Genomic DNA, 17,622 nt, shown 5'->3' on the forward strand with positions numbered 1-17,622 from the left:
CGCGGCGACGGCGCGGCGATTAAGGTCGGGGCATGGCATCAGACGCACCCGCTTCACGCACGGACGGCCCGGCGGCGCAGGACGAACTCGCCCGCGGCGTCGACGCCGTCGCCGGGCAGCAGCGGACCGGAGGGACGGCGGGCCGTCGCAAGACTGCGGTCGTCACCGGCGCGAGCTCCGGCATCGGCGAGGCCTGCGCCCGCACCCTGGCCGCGCAGGGGTTCGACGTGGTCCTGGGCGCCCGCCGCACCGACCGCATCGACGCGATCGCCGCGGAGATCGGCGGCCGCGCGCACCGGCTCGACATCACCGACCAGGAATCCGTGGACGCGTTCGCCGAAGCGGCCGGGCCGGTGGACGTGCTGGTGAACAACGCCGGCGGCGCCAAAGGCCTGGCCACCGTCGCCGAGGCCGACCTGGACGACTGGCGCTGGATGTGGGAGACCAACGTCCTGGGCACGCTGCGCGTCACCAAGGCGCTGCTGCCCAGGCTGATCGACTCGGGCGACGGGCTCGTCGTCACCGTCACCTCGGTGGCCGCCCTGAGCTCCTACGACGGCGGCGCCGGGTACACCTCCGCGAAACATGCGCAGGCCCTGCTGCACCGCACCATGCGCGGCGAACTGCTGGGCAAGCCGGTGCGCTTCACCGAGATCTGCCCGGGCATGGTCGAAACCGAGTTCTCGCTGGTGCGGTTCAAGGGCGACGCCGACCGCGCCGACAGCGTCTACGCCGGGGTCACCCCGCTGATCGCCGAGGACATCGCCGAGATCGTCGCGTTCGCCGCCACCCGCCCGGCGCACGTCGACCTGGACCAGATCGTGGTGCGGCCGCGGGACCAGGCGCACGACGGCCGGGTCAACCGGCGAATCTGAGGCGCCTGTGGGTGGCGCCGCGCCGCGCCGCGCCCGTCAGATCTCGCAGCCGACCAGCACCGGCTCGGGCTCCAGCCGCACGCCGAAGGCCGCGCGCACCCCGTCGCGCACCTCCCGCGCGAGCGCCAGCAGGTCGCCGGTGCGCGCGGCCCCGCGGTTGGTGAGCGCCAGCGTGTGCTTGGTGGACAGCCGCGTCGGCGCCCCCTCGCCGGGGTACCCCTTGCCGTAGCCGGAGCGCTCGATGAGCCAGCCGGCCGACAGCTTGGTGCGCCCCCCGCCGGCCGCGTACTGCGGCACCCGTGCGCCGTCGCCGACGCGCGCCGCGACCGCCTCCAGCACGCCGGGCAGGTCTGCGTCGTCGATCACCGGATTGGTGAAGAACGAGCCGGCGCTCCACGAGTCGTGGTCGGGGGTTCCGTCGTCGCGCATCAGGTCCGCCACCATCCCCTTGCCGGTACGCAGGCGCAGCACGGCGCGGCGGACGTCGGCCGACGGCGCCCGTGCGCCCGGTTCGGCGCCCATCGCCGACGCCAGTTCGCCGTAGCGCAGTGGCGCGCTGAGCCCGTCGTCGTGCAGCCGCATCTCCACCGTCAGCACGAGGGCGTCGTCGCGGTGTTTGAGCACGGACGTCCGATATCCCAGCCGGAGGGCGTCGGGCGCCACCCAGTGCCGTTCGCCGGTACGGCGGTCGAGCAGCTCCACCCGCTCGAGCACGTCGGCGATCTCGGCCCCGTAGGCGCCCACGTTCTGGACCGGCGTCGCCCCGGCGGAACCCGGGATCCCGGAGAGGCATTCGAGGCCGCCGAGGCCCGCCGCCACAGTGGCCGCCACGACGTCGTCCCACAGCGCCCCGGCGTCGGCGCGCACAAGCGTCCCGTCGACGTCGATCCCCGCCGACGCGACGCGCACCGCCGCGCCGTCGAAGCCGGAGTCGGCGATGACCAGGTTGGACCCGCCGCCGAGGATCAGGGTGCTCTCGCCGGCCGCGTCGAGCGCGCGCACCACCGCCACCAGTGACCGGGTATCGGCACAGGTCAGCAAGTGGGTACAGGGGCCGCCGAGGCGCAGCGTGGTCAGGCCCGAGAGGGGGGCGTCCGCGGCATGCCCGGCGCCGGCGTCGGCCGCGAGCCCGGGGAGATCGAGAGTGTGCACAGCAGCCCACGGTAACCTGCCCCCATGCCACGACGCATCGAGTACTCGGCCCGCCTCTCCGGGAACGCAGCGCGCACCTACGCCGCGCTGGCCGACAAGGCGTATTGGGACGGGTTGATGGACCAGCTCCGCGAGTTCACACCCGTGTCGGTGGTCGAATCGTTCGAGTCCGGCGACGACGGGATCCGGGTGGAGATGACCCAGGTGATCGCCCGCGAGATGATGCCCGCAGTGGCCCAGACCGTGCTGCAGACCGACCTCGTCATCACCCGCAGGGCGACGTTCGGGCGGTTCGTGCCGGACGGCGTCACCACGGGCGGCTTCTCCGCGACGATCCCCGCCGCCCCGGGCAGCCTGGGCGGCGACGTCACCCTGACCGGCACCGACGGCGGGTCCGTGCTGCACTACACCCCCGAGGCCAAGGTGAACATCCCGTTCGTCGGCGGCAAGCTCGAGGACGTGATCCTGGAGAATCTGGTGAACCTGATCGGCATCGAGGAGGACTTCACCAATCGCTGGCTGCGTTCGCACAGCTGAGCCGCCGATGCGCCACGATTCTCATATTCCTTTCATGTTGGTCGTGGACAATCTGTCGTGATGACTACTCGAGCGCCTTCACGCACCCCGCGCCGCCGCCGGCACACCGCCCTCCTCGTCACGATCGGGATCGTCGTGGCCCTGGTCGCGGTGGCCGTGGGCGGCGAGTTCTACGCCCGCGACCGCGTCGGATCCTGCGTGGCGACGGCGATGGGGCAGGAGGTCGACGGCGACGTCGACGTCAGCCTGGGCGCCACCCCGCTGCTGCTGACCCCCATCACCGGCACCGTCTCGTCGATCAGCGTGAACAGCGACAGCATCAACCTGGCCGGCCCCGGCGAGGCGAGCATGCGCGGGCTGCAGCTGCGCTCCACCATCCACGACATCAGCCTGCCGGAGGGCGACGGCACCGGCACCGTCGGCTCGTCGGAGGCATCGGTGTCCTGGGCCAACGACGACATGCTCGCCAGCCTGCAGACGCTCCCGTTCGGCATGCTCATCAGCGGCGTCACCACCGACCCGGCCACCGGCACCATCGACGTGGCCGTGGCAGGCGGGCTGGGCAGCATGTCGCTGACGCCGCGGATCGAAGGCGGCGTGGTGACCATGCAGGCCTCCGACATCACCGCCTTCGGCATCGGGCTGCCCACCGGCGGCGCACAGCAGATCATCGACCTGCTCACCCGCAACCTGGCCGAGTATCCGCTGCAGATGCAGCCGACGTCGGTGGACGTCACCGACCAGGGCCTGCAGGTGAAGCTGCAGGGCGGCCCGGCCCCGTTGACCACGGCCGACGGCCCCAAGGTGGACTGCAGCATCATCTGACGGGCGGCGTCACCTGCGCGGGCGCAGAAGGCCCTCAGGCCTCCGGCAGCCCGTCCGGCTCAGGCCTCCGGCAGCCCGTCCAGCACGGCCCGCGTGCCGGAGAGCCCCAGTCGCGTGGCGCCCGCGTCGATCATCGCCATCGCGGCCTCCGCCGTGCGGATCCCGCCGCTGGCCTTGACGCCGAGCCTGTCACCCACCGTCTCGGCCATCAGCCGGACCGCATGGGTGCTCGCACCGCCGGCCGGGTGGAAACCGGTGGAGGTCTTGACGTAGTCGGCCCCCGCGCGCTCCGCCGAGCGGCAGCACTCGACGATCGCCTCGTCGCCGAGCACGGCCGTCTCCAGGATCACCTTGAGCACGATGTTCGGGCCGATCGCCTCGCGCACCGCCAGAACGTCGGCCAGGACGGCGCCGTAGTCCCCGGCCACGGCGGCGCCCACGTCGATGACCATGTCGATCTCCTGGGCGCCGGCCTCCACCGCGAACGCCGACTCCGCGGACTTGACCAGCGAGTGGTGCTTGCCCGACGGGAAGCCGGCCACCGCGGCGACCACCAGCCCGTCGGCGTGCACCGGCAGCATGCTCGGCGACACGCACACCGCGCCGACGCCCAGCTCACGGCCCTCGGTGATCAACGCACGCACGTCGGCCGCAGTGGCCTCCGGCTTGAGCAGCGTGTGGTCCACGATCGACGCGACGGTGCTGCGAAATGATCCGGGGGCCGCCTGTGCGTTCATGCCTGCGAGCCTGGCACACCGCCCGCCGCGCCCCGGCCGGACCCCCTGGGCCAAGATGGGATGCATGATCTCCGCTGGAACAACAGCCGCCGCAGCCGACGACCGCCGCTACGTCCTCAGCCTCGGTTGCCCCGACAGCACGGGCATCGTCGCCCGGATCTCGGAGTTCCTCTCCGACCTCGGCGGCTGGATCGTGGAGGCGGCCTACCACGCGGACCCCAACTCCGGCTGGTTCTTCACCCGACAGGCCATCCGCGCGTCGTCGGTGGACCTGAGCGCGTACGAGCTGCGCGAACGCTTCGCAGAGGTGGCGGCCGAGCTGGGGCCGGAGACGGAGTGGACGCTGCACGATTCGGGCACGCCCAAGCGCATCGTCCTCGTGGTCAGCAAGGACGGCCACTGCCTGCACGACCTGCTGGGCCGCGCCGCCCAGGGCGAGCTGCCCGCGCAGATCACCGCGGTCATCGGCAATCACCGCGACCTGGAACCGGTGGTGCGCGCGCACGGCATCGCCTTCCACCACGTGCCGTTCCCCAAGGCCGGCACCGACCCCGAGGCCCGCGCCGCCGCGTTCGCCGAGGTCCGCGACCTGGTCGACGCGCACGACCCGCACGCGGTCGTCCTGGCCCGGTTCATGCAGGTGCTCCCCGCCGAACTGTGCGAACACTGGGCGGGCCGCGCCATCAACATCCACCACAGCTTTCTGCCGTCGTTCGCCGGCGCCCGGCCCTACCATCAGGCGTTCGCCCGCGGCGTCAAGCTGATCGGCGCCACCTGCCACTACGTGACCGCCGACCTGGACGCCGGGCCGATCATCGAGCAGGACGTCACCCGCATCGACCACACCTACACGACGCGGGACATGGTGCGGCAGGGACGCGACATCGAGAAGCTCGTGCTGGCACGCGGACTGCGCTGGCATCTCGAGGACAGGGTGCTGGTGCACGACCACAAGACGGTGGTGTTCAGCTGACCTGCGGGGCACTCCGCCTGCCGGCACGGATTCTTCCGCCGGCCGCCCCCGTGGACGGTCAGAGCGCGGCGAGCCGCCGGATCTCCGCGTCCACCTCGAACGGCGCCTCCACCGGCACCATGTGCCCCACCCCCGTCAGCTCCACCAGCCGTTCCAGCCGGCCGGACTCACGCAGCACCTCGGCCATCCTGCGCGCGTGGACCGCCGGCGTCAGGCGGTCTTCGGTGCCGACGAGCACCGTGGTGGGCACCTCGAGCGATTCCAGCCCGGCGCGCACGTCGAGGTCGCTCATCGCGGAACCCCACCGGCCCCGGTTGCGTGCCGGGCAGGCGTTGACGATGTCGCGGCAGAACGCCACCTGCGCGGCGGTGGCGTGTGCGCCCATCGACACGTATTGGAATCCCCACTCCGGCAGCAGCGCGGCCGAGAGCGGCAGGCCCATGGCGGCGCGACCCAGCGCGAAGGCCCCCGGCAGGCGTTCCGGGAACGGCAGCACGCCGAAGTCGTTGAGGATCCTGTCGGCGGCGGTGCTGATGAGCATCGCGGCGCGGCCGTACACGGCCACCTGGTCCGGGTGCCGTGCCGCCCAGGCGTTGACCGTCATCCCGCCCATGCTGTGCCCCACGATAACGGCCGGCTCGTCCGGCGACACCGTGGCGCGCAGTACGGCGGCGAGGTCGTCGGCCAGCGTGTCCATGGACGCGGGGGCGTCGCCACTGGGTGTGCGGCCGTGGCCGCGCTGGTCGTAGCAGAGCACGCGGTGAGTCTGCGACAGCTCGTTGACCTGCGCGTTCCACATCCTGGTGCTGCACGCCCAGCCGTGGATGAGAACAATGGGGGTGCCGTCCGCCGGGCCGCGTTCCACCACGTGCACGGGGTTGCCGTCGCCGGCGACGACCGGCAGCACTCGCGGGTCCACGGCCGGGTCGGTCAACAGCGCGTCCATCGTCGCGCGGTGGGCGGCCAGCCGTGCAGCATCGGTACGGGAGCCGTGGCCGGACGGGTGGGCCCCACGCGACAGCATCCGTGCAGGCGCGTCGACCAGCGAGCGCACGGCGGACCGCCGCACCTCCGACCCCGCGTTCTGCAACGCCATCGCCTCGTCCTCTCGCTCGCGCGGAGTGCCGCGGCCGTGCCGGTCCGCCCCTGCCGGGGCCGCCGCTCTCATGGCCGGGATACCCCGAACAACCTGTAACGGCTACTCACATTACAACGCAACTTTGCGGACGATAGTCCCGAACTGTGAAGGTTCACAGGTCACACTTCTGCATCATCAGCCACGGGGGCGGCGCCCAGCTGGTCGGCCGCACGCTGGAGCGCCTTGCCGATCTCGACGTCCATGCTCTGCGCCAGCAACACCTGCAGAACCTGATTGGCGCGCGGGCGCAGCCTGTTGATCAGGTCGGCCACCTCGGCCACCTCGGCGGCGTCCAGATCCACCTGCTGCTCGCCGCCGGGCGCGCCCAGGTAGTGATCGGCGACGATGCCGACGAACCGCCCCGCGACGCGATCCATGTCGGCCTTCACCTGCTCGGCCAGGGTCAGCAGGTCGTCCAGCGGGATGCCCACCTCGGTGAGTTCGCCGACCGCCTCCAGCAGCTGCGGGTGCGAGATGACGTAGCCGTCCTCGCCGGCGACCGCGTCGGCGAGCGCGCCCAGCCGGGCCGACCTGCGGATGCTCTCCGGCGTCGGGTCCTCGCCGAACAGCCGCCGCAGCTCCGCGAGGGGCAGCCGCGCCGCCGAGCGCAGCTTCTGCCACGCCCCGGCCGGCTTGGGCGGGGACGACGACCCCAGTACGTCCGTCACCCGCAGCCCCTCCTGGGCGGCGGTGAGCAGCTCGCCGATGGTGGCGAAGGTGTACCCGCGTTCCAGCATCCGCGCGATCAGCTCGAGGCGGGCCAGGTGACCGTCGCTGTACCAGGCGGCACGGCCCTCACGGCGCGGCGCCGGCAGCAGGCCGCGCTCCTGGTACACCCGCACGTTGCGAACGCTGACGCCGGCCGCCTGGGCGAGGTCGTCTATCCGGTACTCGGTCATCGCCGCCGATCCTAGCGTGCCGGCGCGGCGGACCCGCAGGTCACGGGATGTGCGCACGCCGCGGCCCGCGTGCACCTTCGCCGCGTAGCGCGGATCGGCAGCGGGAACCCGAGCGCGTTCGGTGGTGGTCCACCCCACGGACCGCAGGTGGCGGCGAGCGCAGGGGTCGGCGCCGCGCGCCCAGTGCCGTGATGCGCGCGCCCCACCATGACGCACGCGCATTGCCCCGGCGTGTCGTCGCAATCGGCGCGCGCCACGACATCAGGCGCGCGCCACAGGATCCCGTTGAGCCTCAGCGCCCCTGGACCTCAGCGCCCCTGGATCTCGTCGACCTTGGGCCGCACGTCCGCCATGTAGATGCCGACCGCGACGACGCCGATGATCCCCAGGAAGCTCAGCGCGCCCATGATGAAGAACAGCACGAGCGCGACGGCGATGATGCCGATCCACACCGGCTTTGTCAGGCGTCCGACAGCGGGGAACGCGTCCGAACGCTGCCGGACCGCATGGATCAACGCCACGGCACCGAAGATGATCGCGGCCCACCGCGTGACCATGAAGATCAGATCGATTACTCCCACGCTGTCGATTGTACGGATACGCTGCGCGTCGCCCACTTCTCGGCGCCCCCGGCGACCAGGACGTCCACCGACCCCCCGATGCGCGCCGCCCCGGGCACCGTTTCCGGTACCCGGGGCGGGGGGTGTCGTGTACGCGGTGTCAGCCGCGCACTGTCACTTGTTCTGCGTGTTCTTGGCCGGAGCCTTCTTGGCGGGGGCCTTCTTCGCCGCGGCCGGCTTGGCGGGCTCGGCCTTCTTGGCGGGCTCCGCCTTCTTGGCGGCGGCCTCGGTCTTCTTGGCGGCGGCCTCGGTCTTGCCCGCCGTCTCGTTGCCGGCCGACTCGACCTTCGCCGCAGCCGCGGTGGCGGCCTTCTCGGTGGTGGCGGCGGCCTCGGCGCCGGCCTCGGCGGTGCTGCTCGAGGCACGCCCCGTCAGCTTGGCCGCGCGCTCGCCGACCTCGCGGGTGCGGGAGGCGACGGTGCCGAGAGCCTCTTCGGTGAGCTCACGCGCGTCGTTGACGGCGGCCTCGGCGCGGTCGAGGTTCTCGCCCACCAGCGGCTGCTTGCGCAGGCGGTCGACGGCGCCCTCGCCGCGCTCGGCCAGCGAGTTGTAGAGGTCGGTCGCGACCTGGATGTAGGCCTCGGCGACCTTGCGCAGCTCCTCCGAGGTGAACTTCTCGCGCAGGTCGTCGATCTGCGCCGGAAGCTCGTCGGGCAGGTGCTGGATGCGCTCGCGGGTCTCGTCGGCGCGGGCCTGCCACTCATCGGACTTGGTGCGCCACTCGGTCTGACGCTCCTCGGCGCGCTCGCGCAGCTTGCCGGCGACGTCGGCCACGGCCTGCAGCGCGTAGTCGCCCGCGCCGACGGCGGCGAACAGGGGGGTCTTGACGTTCTCGATGGGGTTCGACATGTCGTGCTCCTTATGGTGTGACGGCGCGAGGCCGTCGTTTCGGTCGGTGCAGGCGGGGATCCGCGCGGGCCGTCCGTGCGACACACCCCTCGTTGCGTCGCACCGGCCCACGCCGGGCCGCCTAGTGCGCGGAGTCCGCCACCCGGGAGGCGGCTCCGACGTTCTCCCGGCAGAACGAGTCGTAGATCTCGAGGATCACTTGCCTCTGCCGTTCGTTGAGGGCGGGATCGGACAGCACCGCGTCGCGCACCGGGCTGGGGTCGCGTTGCTCGAGGATCCCCGCGCGGATGTACAGCGCCTCCGCGGAGACCCGGAGTCCCTTGGCGATCTGCCCCAGGACCTCGGCCGACGGCCGGCGCAGTCCCCGCTCGATCTGGCTGAGGTACGGGTTGGACACGCCCGCCCGCTCCGCCAGCTGCCGCAGCGAAACCTGCGCGGATTCGCGCTGCGACCGGATGAATTCCCCGATGTCCTGGGCCGTGTTGACCACCTTCTCGGCGATCTCCCCGGCCCCGTCGCCGAGCTGGTCGGCGAACGGCGCAGCAGAGCCCGAGCCGCCCGGTGCGGGCCGGTCCTCCGGCGCCCCGGAATCGCGTGCGTCCCGGTCCGCTTCCGCGGGTTCATGGCCGTTTACCATGCGGCACCTCCTTACGCTGCATCACCCACGCTAACAGACGTGCTAACTATTGCAAGCGCTATGTTTGCGCAGATGAGGCCGTTGCCCATGATCTTGATCACAACGTCCCACTCGACGTGCCACACATCACTCCAGCCCCGCAACTCAGGCCGCCTCACCCCACGATGAGCTGCGACACCGCGTGGATCACCAGGCCCGCCGCCGCGCCCACCACCGTGCCGTTGATGCGGATGAACTGGAGGTCGCGGCCGGCGGCCAGTTCGATCTTGCGGCTTGCGACATCGCCGTCCCAGCGGGCGACGGTGTCGGTGATGACGCCGGTGAGCTCGCCCGCATAGTTGTCGACGACGAAGGCGGCGCCTCCGGCCAGCCAACGGTCGAGCGTGGCGCGCGCGTCGGCGTCGTCGCGCAGGCGGACCCCGATGTCGCGGAAGTACTCGACGAGCTTGCGCCGCAGCGCGCTGCCCGGATCCGCGACGGCCTCCTCGATCAGCCGCTTGGCGATCCGCCAGGCGGCCTCCGCCGCAGAGGTGATCTCCTCGCGGTCCATCAGTTCCGTCTTGACGCGCTCGGCCTTGGCCATGGTCTCCGGATCGGACTGCAGGTCGTGCGCGAAATCGACCAGGAACCGGTTGACCGCCTGGCGCACCTCGTGCTGCGGGTCCTGGCGCACCTTCCACGCGAACTCGACGAGCTCGCTGTGGATCTTCTCGCCCACCAGCAGGTCGACGAACCGCGGCGACCACGTCGGCGAGTCTTTGAGCACGACCTTGTCGATCGTGTCCTGCGCGTTCACCGCCCACTGGTACGCCCGCTCGCACAGCATCTCGATCACCGGCAGGTGCCGCTCCTCCTCCAGGAGCTGCTCGAGGACACGGCCGATCGGCGGCCCCCACTTGGGCTCGGCCAGCCTGCGCACGATCGTCGCGTCGATGATCTGCTGCACGTCCTCGTCGCGCAGCACCGTCAGGACGCCGCCCGCCAGCGTCGCGGCCTCGGCCGCCGCGCGCTCGGCGTTGCGCGGCCGCGCCAGCCATTCGCCCAGGCGCGTCGGCACCTGCGCCGACTCGAGCTTTCCCAGCACCACGTCGCGCGCCAGGAAGTTCTCTCCGACGAACTCCCCGAGCCCCTCCCCCAACTGGTCCTTCTTGCGGCGGATGATCGCGGTGTGCGGGATGGGGATGCCCAGCGGATGCCGGAACAGCGCCGTCACCGCGAACCAGTCCGCGAGACCGCCCACCATCCCGGCCTCCGACGCGGTCTGGACATAGCCGACCCAGGTGGGGGCGTCGTCTCCGCCCAGCACCAGGCACAGCACGTAGACGACGACGGCCGCGAGCAGGAACGCCGCGGCGACGAGCTTCATCCGACGCAGGTCACGCACTTTGGCCGGATCGTCGGTAGTCATCAGCACACCGCCATTGTTCACGTTCGGCGCCGGCGGGGCGCGGCCGACGCGACGCACTGCACCGGAGCCGACGCGGTCCTGCGCATTCCCGCTCGCAGTCGCCGGGAGTCGCGTCCTGCGATCGGCGCGCACGCCCTAGAGTGGGATGCACGCGGAACGGTCGGAGACACACCGTTCGGCGGACGGCATACGCGGATGACAGACGACGCGCCCGATCCCTCCCACACAGGGACCGGGCGCAGCACCGAGGGACGCACGTGGCAAAGCGCAAGGACAACTCCGAGATCGACGGCCGCAAGCTGCGCTGGCAGGAGCACAAGCTGGCGCGGCGCGCCGAGCTGTCCGACGGCGCGCTCGCCGCCATCCGGGCACGCGGCAGCAACACCGGGATGGACGAGATCGCCGCGGAGATCGGCGTGTCCAAGACGGTGCTCTACCGCTACTTTGACGACAAAGCGGACCTGACCAGCGCCGCCACCATGCGGTTCATGGAGACGCGACTGGCCCCCGCGCTCGCGGCCGCGCTCGGCCAGGAGGACCTCGACGAGTTCGATCTGGCCGAAGCCGCCATCTCGGTGTACGTGCGCACCGTCGCGGACGAGCCGGAGATCTACCCGTTCATCATGGGCATGACCTCCGGCGGCACGGGCGTACGCGCCGCCCTGGAGAACAGCGAGCGGATCGTCGCGGAACTGCTCGCCGGGGTGCTCAGCGAACGGCTCCGGCGTCTGGGCTTCCTCACCGAGGGATCACTGACGTGGGCGTACGGAGTGGTCGGCGCCGTCCAGCTGGCCACGCACCGCTGGATGATGGACCGCTCCACGCCGGTCGAGGAACTCATCGAACACCTGCTGATGCTGGCCTGGGGCGGCATCACCGCCATCGCACACGCCCAGGGCGACCGCCGCGTATTCATGTCCGAGCGGCACGAGCTCCCGGTTCCGAAGGCCTGACCTCCGCCATCGGGACCGCGGACCCCCTGCGGAAGCGCTTCGCCACTCCCGCCAGGTAGCGGGCCATCTCCGGCGAGTCCTCCACCAGGAAGTCGGCGTCCAGGCGGGCCAGCACCCCGGCGATGGCGGCCGGCGTCTCCCCGCCCAGCACCACGGTGCAGCGGTCCGCACCCGCGGGCTCGACGCGCCCCTCCGCCGACGCGATCATCGGGCGCACCGTCTCCGCGGGCGCCTCGACCGTCGCCGTCGCCTGCACCTTCCAGGCGCTACCGGGCAGCCGGCGGCCCACGTACTCGTGGACGTCGGCCGCCGGCAGTGGGCGCGGGGAGAACCGGCGGCCCGCCGGCGGCGTGCACGGCTCGATGCCGTGCACCAGGAAGATCCGCCAATCGCCGCCGGACGGATCGAACGCCAGCAGGTACCAGCGGTGGCTGCGGTTGACCAGCAGATACGGCTCCACCTCGAACCGCTGCGTAGGCGGGAGCGGGGTGGCCCGCCGCACCGTCCGCGCGCCGGACCGCTGCCGCGCCGACACCACCGCCGGAACAGGCGCGCCGTCGCGGTAGTGGAAGCGCAGCAGTTCGTGCCGCTCGCACGATCCTGCGAGCAGGGTGAGCAGCGACGGGTCGACGATCGGAACCGGCTGCGCATTGTCGGTGGGCATCGGCACGACGAAGTGCCCCAGGTTGCGCACGTGCCGGCGCACCCGCGCCGGCAGCATCCGCTCGAGCTTGGACAGCGCCTGCAGCGAGACCTCCTCCATGCCGCCGATGATGCAATTGACGCCCGCGTGCAGCCCGATGGCGACCGCGATCGCCTCGTCGTCGTCCAGCACCAACGGCGGGACCGCGGTTCCCCCCGAGCCCAGTCGGTATCCGCCGTCACTGCCTCTGACGCCGTCGATCGCGTAGCCGCACTCGCGCAGCCGGTCGATGTCGTTACGCACGGTCCGGCGGCTCACCTGGAGCCGCTCGGCGAGGTCCGACCCGCTGCGGTAGGGCTCGGCCTGCAGCAGTGACAGCAGAGTCAGCAAACGCATCGACGATTGCGTCATGGCCATCATCCTCACCGGGCATTAGGCACGTTCCATACCTAGATCCGCTCTACCGTCATTCTGGACAGTCACGGACCGGAAGTCCACGGCACGCATCGGGTGCAGGCGGCATGGGAGGCGATGGGATGCAGGCGACGGTTTCTACGCGCAGGAGGACGGGGGTCGCCGTCGGGGCGGTGGCCGTTGCGGCGATTCTGCTCTCGGCGTGCGGGTCGGACGGTACGGACCCCGGCGGAGGTGGCACCGGTGAGCACGGCGGCGAGGAAGTCAGCAGTGGCGGCACCGACGTCGGCGGCGAGCCGGTCAATCCACTGTTCGCCGAGGTGGGAGACTGTTTCTCCGAGTTCCCCGCGATGGACGGCACCGCTATCCTCAGCATCGAGGTTCTCGACTGCGACGCCCCGCACGCCGGCGAAGTCGTCGACAGCGTCGAAATCGACGACTCCGCTGTGGGCCTCGAGCAGGTTCAGGGCGAGGCGGCGGAGATCTGCGCCCGGCGTGTGCCCAAGGCCGTGGACACCGAGCGCGTCGACCCCCAGGCGCAGATCTTCTACTGGGCGCCCGACCCCACATCCTGGGACAATGGCAACCGCACGGTCCTGTGCGGCCTGGGCGTGATCGACGGGAAGACCACCGGATCAGTCGGACTGCACGGCGCCTGAACTGCGCCGTTCCGGGTCCTGCGCTGCAGGAGCCGGATGCGAACCCACCGCGAGGAGAAACCATGCTCTCAGAGGACATCGTCGCCGGTATCGGCCGTTGGATCGGGGACGGCATGCTCCGCGGCGACCCGTTCGCGCTCGCATCGGCGGCGGTACTGGTGCCCATCGGCGCGATATTCGGCTCGACGGTCCTGTAGGAGAGGAGACGGCCATGGACGATCACATCGCTTTCGTACCCGAGAACCCGCTGCTGGCAGCGCTGCTCCGGCTGTTCTGGCAGGTGGAGTGCACATCCTTCGGGCGGTGCATCCACCCGATGTGAGCCGCCGGCACCGCCTTTCCAGTGCCGGGCGCCGCTGCCGCGCGCCTCCTGCCTGATCCCGTGCCGCGCGCCTCCTGCCTGATCCCGTGCCGCGCGCCTCCTGCCTGATCCCGTGCCGCGCGCCTCCTGCCGCCACGCGCGCCCACTGCCACGACACGCCGGGACAATGTGCGCGCGCCGGGACAATGTGCGCGCGCCTGGACTATGGGCGCGCGGCGCGGGGGGGGCGGGCGACGCAGAGACTGCCGGCGCGGGGTGAAGCGGCGCCGCACACTGCCACAGAAGTTATCCACAGGCGGCGGCGCTGTACTGGGGGTTCACTGCCTGCCATGGCGCCCGCTGTCGCCCAGTACGGCCATGATGGGTCGCATGGGGAGGAATAGGCTTCTGTTCAGGACCAACGCCGTCGGCAATGGATTCGACGATCACGCACTCCAAAGGATGTGCAATCAGGGGGATCTCGCGCGGGTGCGGCCGGGTGTATACGCGATGCCCGACGACGCGGCGACCGATGTCACCACGCGTCACGTCTTCGCTATCCACGCCGCTATGGCCAAGCAGCGGACGACCGCCGTGGTCAGCCATGTGTCCGCAGCCGCGATCCACGGGTTGCCGTTGTGGGACTTGAGCCTCGCCCGCGTCCACCTGACGCAGCCGGGCACCGCAGGAGGACACAGGACCCGGCGTCGGCACCAGCACATGGCGCATCTGTCGCCCGCTCAGGTGACCGAAGTCGACGGGCTCCCGGTGAGCACCGTGGCACGCACTGTCGTCGACCTGGCCCGGACGGTGCAGTTCGCTCGCGCGGTGGCGGTGGGCGACGCGGCGCTGAACAACGCCATGACCACTGTCGACGAGCTGTTGACGGAGATCGAACGGTTGCCCGGCAGAAGCGGAGCCAATCACGCGAGATCCGCCGTCCTCGCAATGGATCCGTGCAGTGAGAGCGTCGGCGAAAGCTGGAGCCGCATCATCATGGATCGTGCGGGACTGCCACCCCGCGATCTGCAACGGGTCATCCGGGTGAACGGCGACCTGCTGGGCCGGGTGGACTACTTCTTCGACGAGCTCGGCATCGTGGGCGAGTTCGACGGCCGCATCAAGTACTCGGGCCAGATCGACGATCCACGCGATCCGGGCCAGATCGCATGGGATGAGAAGAAGCGCGAGGACCGTCTGCGCGACGCCGGGCTCGAGGTGATGCGTTGGACTTGGGCCGACCTGGCCACCCCGCACCGCCTGGAGAGCCTTTTCGACAGCGCCCGCACACGCGCCTCAGCACGGCCGGCCCCGATCATCGACGCCGCCGACCCGCTCGACGCCTACGTTCCCCGGCGACGGGTTCGCCCCAGGACCGTGTGACAGAGTGCTGCGCGCGCCCGAGCGGGGCCCGCCTCCCCCGCCACGCGCGCCTCCTGCCGCGACGCGCGCCTCCTGCCGCGACGCGCGCCCACTGCCGCGACACGCCGGGGCAATGCGCGCGCGCCAGGACTACCGGCGCGCGGCGCAGGGGAAAGCGGTGGCAGCGGTGGCAGCGGAGGCCAGCCCGGGACCAAAGCGGTGACAGCGGGGCCAGACCGGGGGGCGGTGAGCGCCGCGCACTCACCGCCACCGACCGGCTCAGGCCAGACCGGTGCCGAGCGCCGATTCGGCTTCGAGCTGATCGGCACGCCGCCGCAGCCGCCGGGCGGCCGCCACGAGGTTGCGCAGCGACGGTTCGAGCTGCGAGAAGTGCCGCGTCTTGAGCCCGCCGTCGGGGTTGGCCCACAACCTGTCGACGTCGATGGCCTCGGCGGCCCGGCTGAGGCGGTCGTCGAGCTCGTCGATGTCGGGCACCACCGCCGAGCGCGTCTCGTACACGCCCGGCCCCACTCCCCGGGTGAAGCCGGCGCCGCCGAGGGCGTCGAGCACCCAGTCGACGGTGCGCGTCTGGATCAGGTAGGTGACGTCGCAGTCGAGGTTCTCGATGGCCTCGACCACCGATCGCACGCGCGAGAGACCGATGTGCGTGTGGATCTGTGTCTGGGGAGCGGCCCCGGCCGTGGCCAGCCGGAACGCCCCCACCGCCCATTCCAGGTACTCCTCGCGGCCCACGTCCTGCCGGGGCAGCAGGGTGCGGATGGCCGGCTCGTCGACCTGGATGATCCTGATGCCCGCGGCCTCGAGGTCGGCCACCTCGTCGCGCACCGCCAGAGCCAGCTGTTCGGCGGTGGCCGCCATGGGCTGGTCGTCGCGCACGTAGGACAGCGCCAGCAGCGTGACCGGCCCGGTGATGACCGCCTTGACCGGCTTGTCGGTCAGCGACTGCGCGTACTCGGCCCAGCGCACCGACATCGGCCCGGTCCTGGACACGTCCCCGTAGAGCACGGGCGGGCGCACCGTCCGCGATCCGTACACCTGGATCCAGCCGCTGCGGGTGATGGCGAAGCCGTCGAGCTGTTCGGCGAAGAACTGCACCATGTCGTTGCGCTCGACCTCGCCGTTGACGAGCACGTCCAGGCCGATGTCCTCCTGGAGCCGGATCACGCGCTCGATCTCCGCGTGCACCTCGGCGACGTACTCGTCCCACGTGAGCCGCCCCTGGCCCAGGTCGTAGCGGGCCTTGCGGATGTGCTCCGTCTGCGGGAACGAGCCCAGGGTCGTGGCGGGCACGTCGGGCAGGGGCATGGACTCGCGCTGGACGGCCCGGCGCTCGGCGAACGGCATGCGCGTGCGGTCGGCGTCGGTGACGGCGGCGACCCTCTTGCGCACCGCGTCGTTGGTGACAGCGGCGGGGCGTTCCGCCTCGTCGGCCCACTTGGCGGGCGGGCCCTTGCGCAGCGCGCGGGCGAGCGCCACCGACTCGCCCACCTTCTGCTTGGCGAAGGCCAGGTGGTCGGCGACGTTCTCATTGAGGTCGTACTCCATGAGCACGTCGTAGGGGACGTGCATCAGGGAGCAGGAGGTGGACACGACGATGTCGGGGATCGCCGCGTAGAGCTCCTTGAGGTAGTCGAGCGTCTGCTGCTTGTGCACGCGCCACACGTTGCGGCCGTCGATGACGCCGGCGTAAAGGCGCTTGCGCTTCATGCCCGGGATGGCGGCGAGCTCGTCGGCGGTCTTGGGCGCGTCGACGAGGTCCAGCCCGATGGCCTCGACCTTGGTGGACGCGAGCAGCGGCAGCGCCGGGCCGAAATCTCCGTAGGGGCCGGTGACCAGCAGCCGCGGGCGCAGCGGGGCCTCGGACAGCTCGCGGTAGGCGTGGCCGAAGGCCTCGAGCTCACGTTCGGAACGCTCCAGGGTGAACCACGGCTCGTCGAGCTGCACGCAGGTGATGCCGGCGCGGGCGAGCTGCTCGAACAGCTGCTCGTAGGCGGCCAGCAGCGGCTCCAGCAGGTCCAGCTGGTGGAAGCCGTCGGACGCGTCGGGGCTCACGCGGCTCAGCAGCAGCAGCGACAGCGGCCCGAGGACGACGGGACGCAGCTCCACGTCGTGCTGCTTGGCCCGCTGCACCTCGTCGAGCAGCGCCTCCGAATTCAGCTCGAAGACGGTGTCCTGGTCCAGTTCCGGGGCGCGATAGTAGTAGTTGCTGCTGATGAACTTGGCCAGCTCCAGCGGCGGGTGGCCTTCCGCTCCGCGCGCCATCGCGAAGTAGAAGTCCAGCGGGTGCATCGACTCCTGAAGGTCGCGGAAGCGGGCCGGCACGGCGCCGAACAGCAGCGCGTTGTCCAGCACGTGGTCGTAGAAGGAGAAGGTGTTGCCGGGTACCTGGCTCAGCCCTGTGGCGGCGAGCTCGAGCCACGTGGACTCCTGGAGCTCGCGGCCCACGGCCAGCAACTCGTCGCGGCTGGAGCGGCGGTGCCAGTACGACTCCAGGGCGCGCTTGAGCTCTCGACGCGGCCCGATCCTCGGGTAGCCGAGGACGCTGGAACCGATTCCTGCCGGAACTGCGGTACTCATTGCGATGTCGACCTTTCCTGTCTGCCCGCACAGTCGCTGCAC

At 71.3% G+C, this 17,622-nt stretch carries 18 protein-coding genes; 8 read left to right on the forward strand and 10 right to left on the reverse strand.

What is annotated here, in order from left to right; translation table 11 throughout:
* Positions 1-32: 32 nt before the first annotated feature.
* Entirely contained in the window at positions 33-875 is an 843-nt protein-coding gene (locus FO059_RS14320; protein ID WP_143909673.1) for an SDR family oxidoreductase, read from the forward strand.
* A 36-nt stretch (positions 876-911) separates the two neighbouring features.
* Here FO059_RS14320 and FO059_RS14325 read toward each other — a convergent pair whose 3' ends face one another.
* Positions 912-2,027 carry a UDP-N-acetylmuramate dehydrogenase gene (locus tag FO059_RS14325; protein ID WP_143909674.1) on the reverse strand — a complete coding sequence of 372 codons (1,116 nt, stop codon included), beginning with the start codon at positions 2,025-2,027 and terminating at the stop codon, positions 912-914.
* 24 nt (positions 2,028-2,051) lie between these two features.
* Between FO059_RS14325 and FO059_RS14330 the strand changes: the two genes are divergently transcribed.
* Positions 2,052-2,564, forward strand: coding sequence for a DUF2505 domain-containing protein (locus tag FO059_RS14330; RefSeq protein WP_143909675.1), 513 nt, complete (start codon positions 2,052-2,054; stop codon positions 2,562-2,564).
* A 60-nt stretch (positions 2,565-2,624) separates the two neighbouring features.
* On the forward strand, positions 2,625-3,389 hold the full coding sequence (locus FO059_RS14335) for an LmeA family phospholipid-binding protein (protein ID WP_143909676.1): 765 nt from the start codon (positions 2,625-2,627) through the stop codon (positions 3,387-3,389).
* A gap of 59 nt (positions 3,390-3,448) precedes the next feature.
* Here the strand turns inward: FO059_RS14335 and deoC are convergent, their stop codons facing one another.
* Complete coding sequence (gene deoC / locus FO059_RS14340) at positions 3,449-4,126, reverse strand: deoxyribose-phosphate aldolase (protein ID WP_143909677.1); 678 nt, start codon at positions 4,124-4,126, stop codon at positions 3,449-3,451.
* A gap of 64 nt (positions 4,127-4,190) precedes the next feature.
* On the opposite strand from deoC, the gene purU reads away from it, so the two are divergent.
* A complete protein-coding gene (gene purU, locus FO059_RS14345; RefSeq protein ID WP_143909678.1) occupies positions 4,191-5,099 on the forward strand; it encodes a formyltetrahydrofolate deformylase in 909 nt (302 codons plus the stop codon).
* Positions 5,100-5,157: 58 nt separating this feature from the next.
* On the opposite strand, the gene FO059_RS14350 is transcribed toward purU, so the two are convergent.
* The 6 genes from FO059_RS14350 to FO059_RS14375 all read right to left on the reverse strand — a co-directional run bounded on the left by FO059_RS14350 (position 5,158) and on the right by FO059_RS14375 (position 10,650).
* Positions 5,158-6,195, reverse strand: coding sequence for an alpha/beta fold hydrolase (locus FO059_RS14350; protein ID WP_233267118.1), 1,038 nt, complete (start codon positions 6,193-6,195; stop codon positions 5,158-5,160).
* A 161-nt stretch (positions 6,196-6,356) separates the two neighbouring features.
* Entirely contained in the window at positions 6,357-7,136 is a 780-nt protein-coding gene (locus FO059_RS14355; protein ID WP_143909679.1) for a MerR family transcriptional regulator, read from the reverse strand.
* 308 nt (positions 7,137-7,444) lie between these two features.
* On the reverse strand, positions 7,445-7,717 hold the full coding sequence (locus FO059_RS14360) for a DUF2516 family protein (RefSeq protein ID WP_233267117.1): 273 nt from the start codon (positions 7,715-7,717) through the stop codon (positions 7,445-7,447).
* Between the two features lie 153 nt (positions 7,718-7,870).
* Positions 7,871-8,605, reverse strand: coding sequence for a heparin-binding hemagglutinin (locus FO059_RS14365; RefSeq protein ID WP_143909680.1), 735 nt, complete (start codon positions 8,603-8,605; stop codon positions 7,871-7,873).
* 121 nt (positions 8,606-8,726) lie between these two features.
* Positions 8,727-9,242: a helix-turn-helix domain-containing protein gene (locus tag FO059_RS14370; protein WP_143909681.1), complete on the reverse strand. Its 516-nt coding sequence runs from the start codon at positions 9,240-9,242 to the stop codon at positions 8,727-8,729.
* Between the two features lie 154 nt (positions 9,243-9,396).
* A complete protein-coding gene (locus FO059_RS14375) occupies positions 9,397-10,650 on the reverse strand; it encodes a DUF445 domain-containing protein (protein WP_143909682.1) in 1,254 nt (417 codons plus the stop codon).
* A 257-nt stretch (positions 10,651-10,907) separates the two neighbouring features.
* Between FO059_RS14375 and FO059_RS14380 the strand changes: the two genes are divergently transcribed.
* On the forward strand, positions 10,908-11,603 hold the full coding sequence (locus FO059_RS14380) for a TetR/AcrR family transcriptional regulator (protein WP_158726854.1): 696 nt from the start codon (positions 10,908-10,910) through the stop codon (positions 11,601-11,603).
* Here the strand turns inward: FO059_RS14380 and FO059_RS14385 are convergent.
* On the reverse strand, positions 11,563-12,657 hold the full coding sequence (locus FO059_RS14385; RefSeq protein ID WP_158726853.1) for a helix-turn-helix transcriptional regulator: 1,095 nt from the start codon (positions 12,655-12,657) through the stop codon (positions 11,563-11,565). The two genes, FO059_RS14380 and FO059_RS14385, sit on opposite strands and share 41 nt — an antisense overlap.
* A 110-nt stretch (positions 12,658-12,767) precedes the next feature.
* Here FO059_RS14385 and FO059_RS14390 point away from each other — a divergent pair, with 110 nt between their 5' ends.
* The 3 genes from FO059_RS14390 to FO059_RS14395 all read left to right on the forward strand — a co-directional run bounded on the left by FO059_RS14390 (position 12,768) and on the right by FO059_RS14395 (position 15,003).
* Complete coding sequence (locus tag FO059_RS14390; protein WP_143909685.1) at positions 12,768-13,319, forward strand: septum formation family protein; 552 nt, start codon at positions 12,768-12,770, stop codon at positions 13,317-13,319.
* A 62-nt stretch (positions 13,320-13,381) separates the two neighbouring features.
* Positions 13,382-13,516 carry a hypothetical protein gene (locus tag FO059_RS18910; protein ID WP_268892906.1) on the forward strand — a complete coding sequence of 45 codons (135 nt, stop codon included), beginning with the start codon at positions 13,382-13,384 and terminating at the stop codon, positions 13,514-13,516.
* 494 nt (positions 13,517-14,010) lie between these two features.
* Positions 14,011-15,003 carry a type IV toxin-antitoxin system AbiEi family antitoxin domain-containing protein gene (locus FO059_RS14395; RefSeq protein ID WP_143909686.1) on the forward strand — a complete coding sequence of 331 codons (993 nt, stop codon included), beginning with the start codon at positions 14,011-14,013 and terminating at the stop codon, positions 15,001-15,003.
* A 258-nt stretch (positions 15,004-15,261) separates the two neighbouring features.
* Here FO059_RS14395 and metE read toward each other — a convergent pair whose 3' ends face one another.
* Positions 15,262-17,580 (reverse strand): 5-methyltetrahydropteroyltriglutamate--homocysteine S-methyltransferase, encoded by a 2,319-nt coding sequence (gene metE, locus FO059_RS14400; RefSeq protein WP_143909687.1) that lies wholly within the window; start codon positions 17,578-17,580, stop codon positions 15,262-15,264.
* Positions 17,581-17,622 lie beyond the last annotated feature (42 nt).

The sequence above is a fragment of the Tomitella fengzijianii genome (assembly GCF_007559025.1).
Lineage (GTDB): Bacteria > Actinomycetota > Actinomycetes > Mycobacteriales > Mycobacteriaceae > Tomitella > Tomitella fengzijianii.

What these genes read in the sequence shown, in the direction of transcription:
- FO059_RS14390 (WP_143909685.1), top strand. Translation starts at nt 12,768, where the DNA reads ATGGGAGGCGATGGGATGCAGGCGACGGTTTCTACGCGCAGGAGGACG.
- FO059_RS14335 (WP_143909676.1), top strand. Translation starts at nt 2,625, where the DNA reads ATGACTACTCGAGCGCCTTCACGCACCCCGCGCCGCCGCCGGCACACC.
- purU (WP_143909678.1), top strand. Translation starts at nt 4,191, where the DNA reads ATGATCTCCGCTGGAACAACAGCCGCCGCAGCCGACGACCGCCGCTAC.
- FO059_RS14385 (WP_158726853.1), bottom strand. Translation starts at nt 12,657, where the DNA reads ATGACGCAATCGTCGATGCGTTTGCTGACTCTGCTGTCACTGCTGCAG.
- FO059_RS14320 (WP_143909673.1), top strand. Translation starts at nt 33, where the DNA reads ATGGCATCAGACGCACCCGCTTCACGCACGGACGGCCCGGCGGCGCAG.
- FO059_RS14370 (WP_143909681.1), bottom strand. Translation starts at nt 9,242, where the DNA reads ATGGTAAACGGCCATGAACCCGCGGAAGCGGACCGGGACGCACGCGAT.
- deoC (WP_143909677.1), bottom strand. Translation starts at nt 4,126, where the DNA reads ATGAACGCACAGGCGGCCCCCGGATCATTTCGCAGCACCGTCGCGTCG.
- FO059_RS18910 (WP_268892906.1), top strand. Translation starts at nt 13,382, where the DNA reads ATGCTCTCAGAGGACATCGTCGCCGGTATCGGCCGTTGGATCGGGGAC.
- FO059_RS14395 (WP_143909686.1), top strand. Translation starts at nt 14,011, where the DNA reads ATGGGGAGGAATAGGCTTCTGTTCAGGACCAACGCCGTCGGCAATGGA.
- metE (WP_143909687.1), bottom strand. Translation starts at nt 17,580, where the DNA reads ATGAGTACCGCAGTTCCGGCAGGAATCGGTTCCAGCGTCCTCGGCTAC.
- FO059_RS14330 (WP_143909675.1), top strand. Translation starts at nt 2,052, where the DNA reads ATGCCACGACGCATCGAGTACTCGGCCCGCCTCTCCGGGAACGCAGCG.
- FO059_RS14355 (WP_143909679.1), bottom strand. Translation starts at nt 7,136, where the DNA reads ATGACCGAGTACCGGATAGACGACCTCGCCCAGGCGGCCGGCGTCAGC.
- FO059_RS14375 (WP_143909682.1), bottom strand. Translation starts at nt 10,650, where the DNA reads ATGACTACCGACGATCCGGCCAAAGTGCGTGACCTGCGTCGGATGAAG.
- FO059_RS14350 (WP_233267118.1), bottom strand. Translation starts at nt 6,195, where the DNA reads ATGGCGTTGCAGAACGCGGGGTCGGAGGTGCGGCGGTCCGCCGTGCGC.
- FO059_RS14365 (WP_143909680.1), bottom strand. Translation starts at nt 8,605, where the DNA reads ATGTCGAACCCCATCGAGAACGTCAAGACCCCCCTGTTCGCCGCCGTC.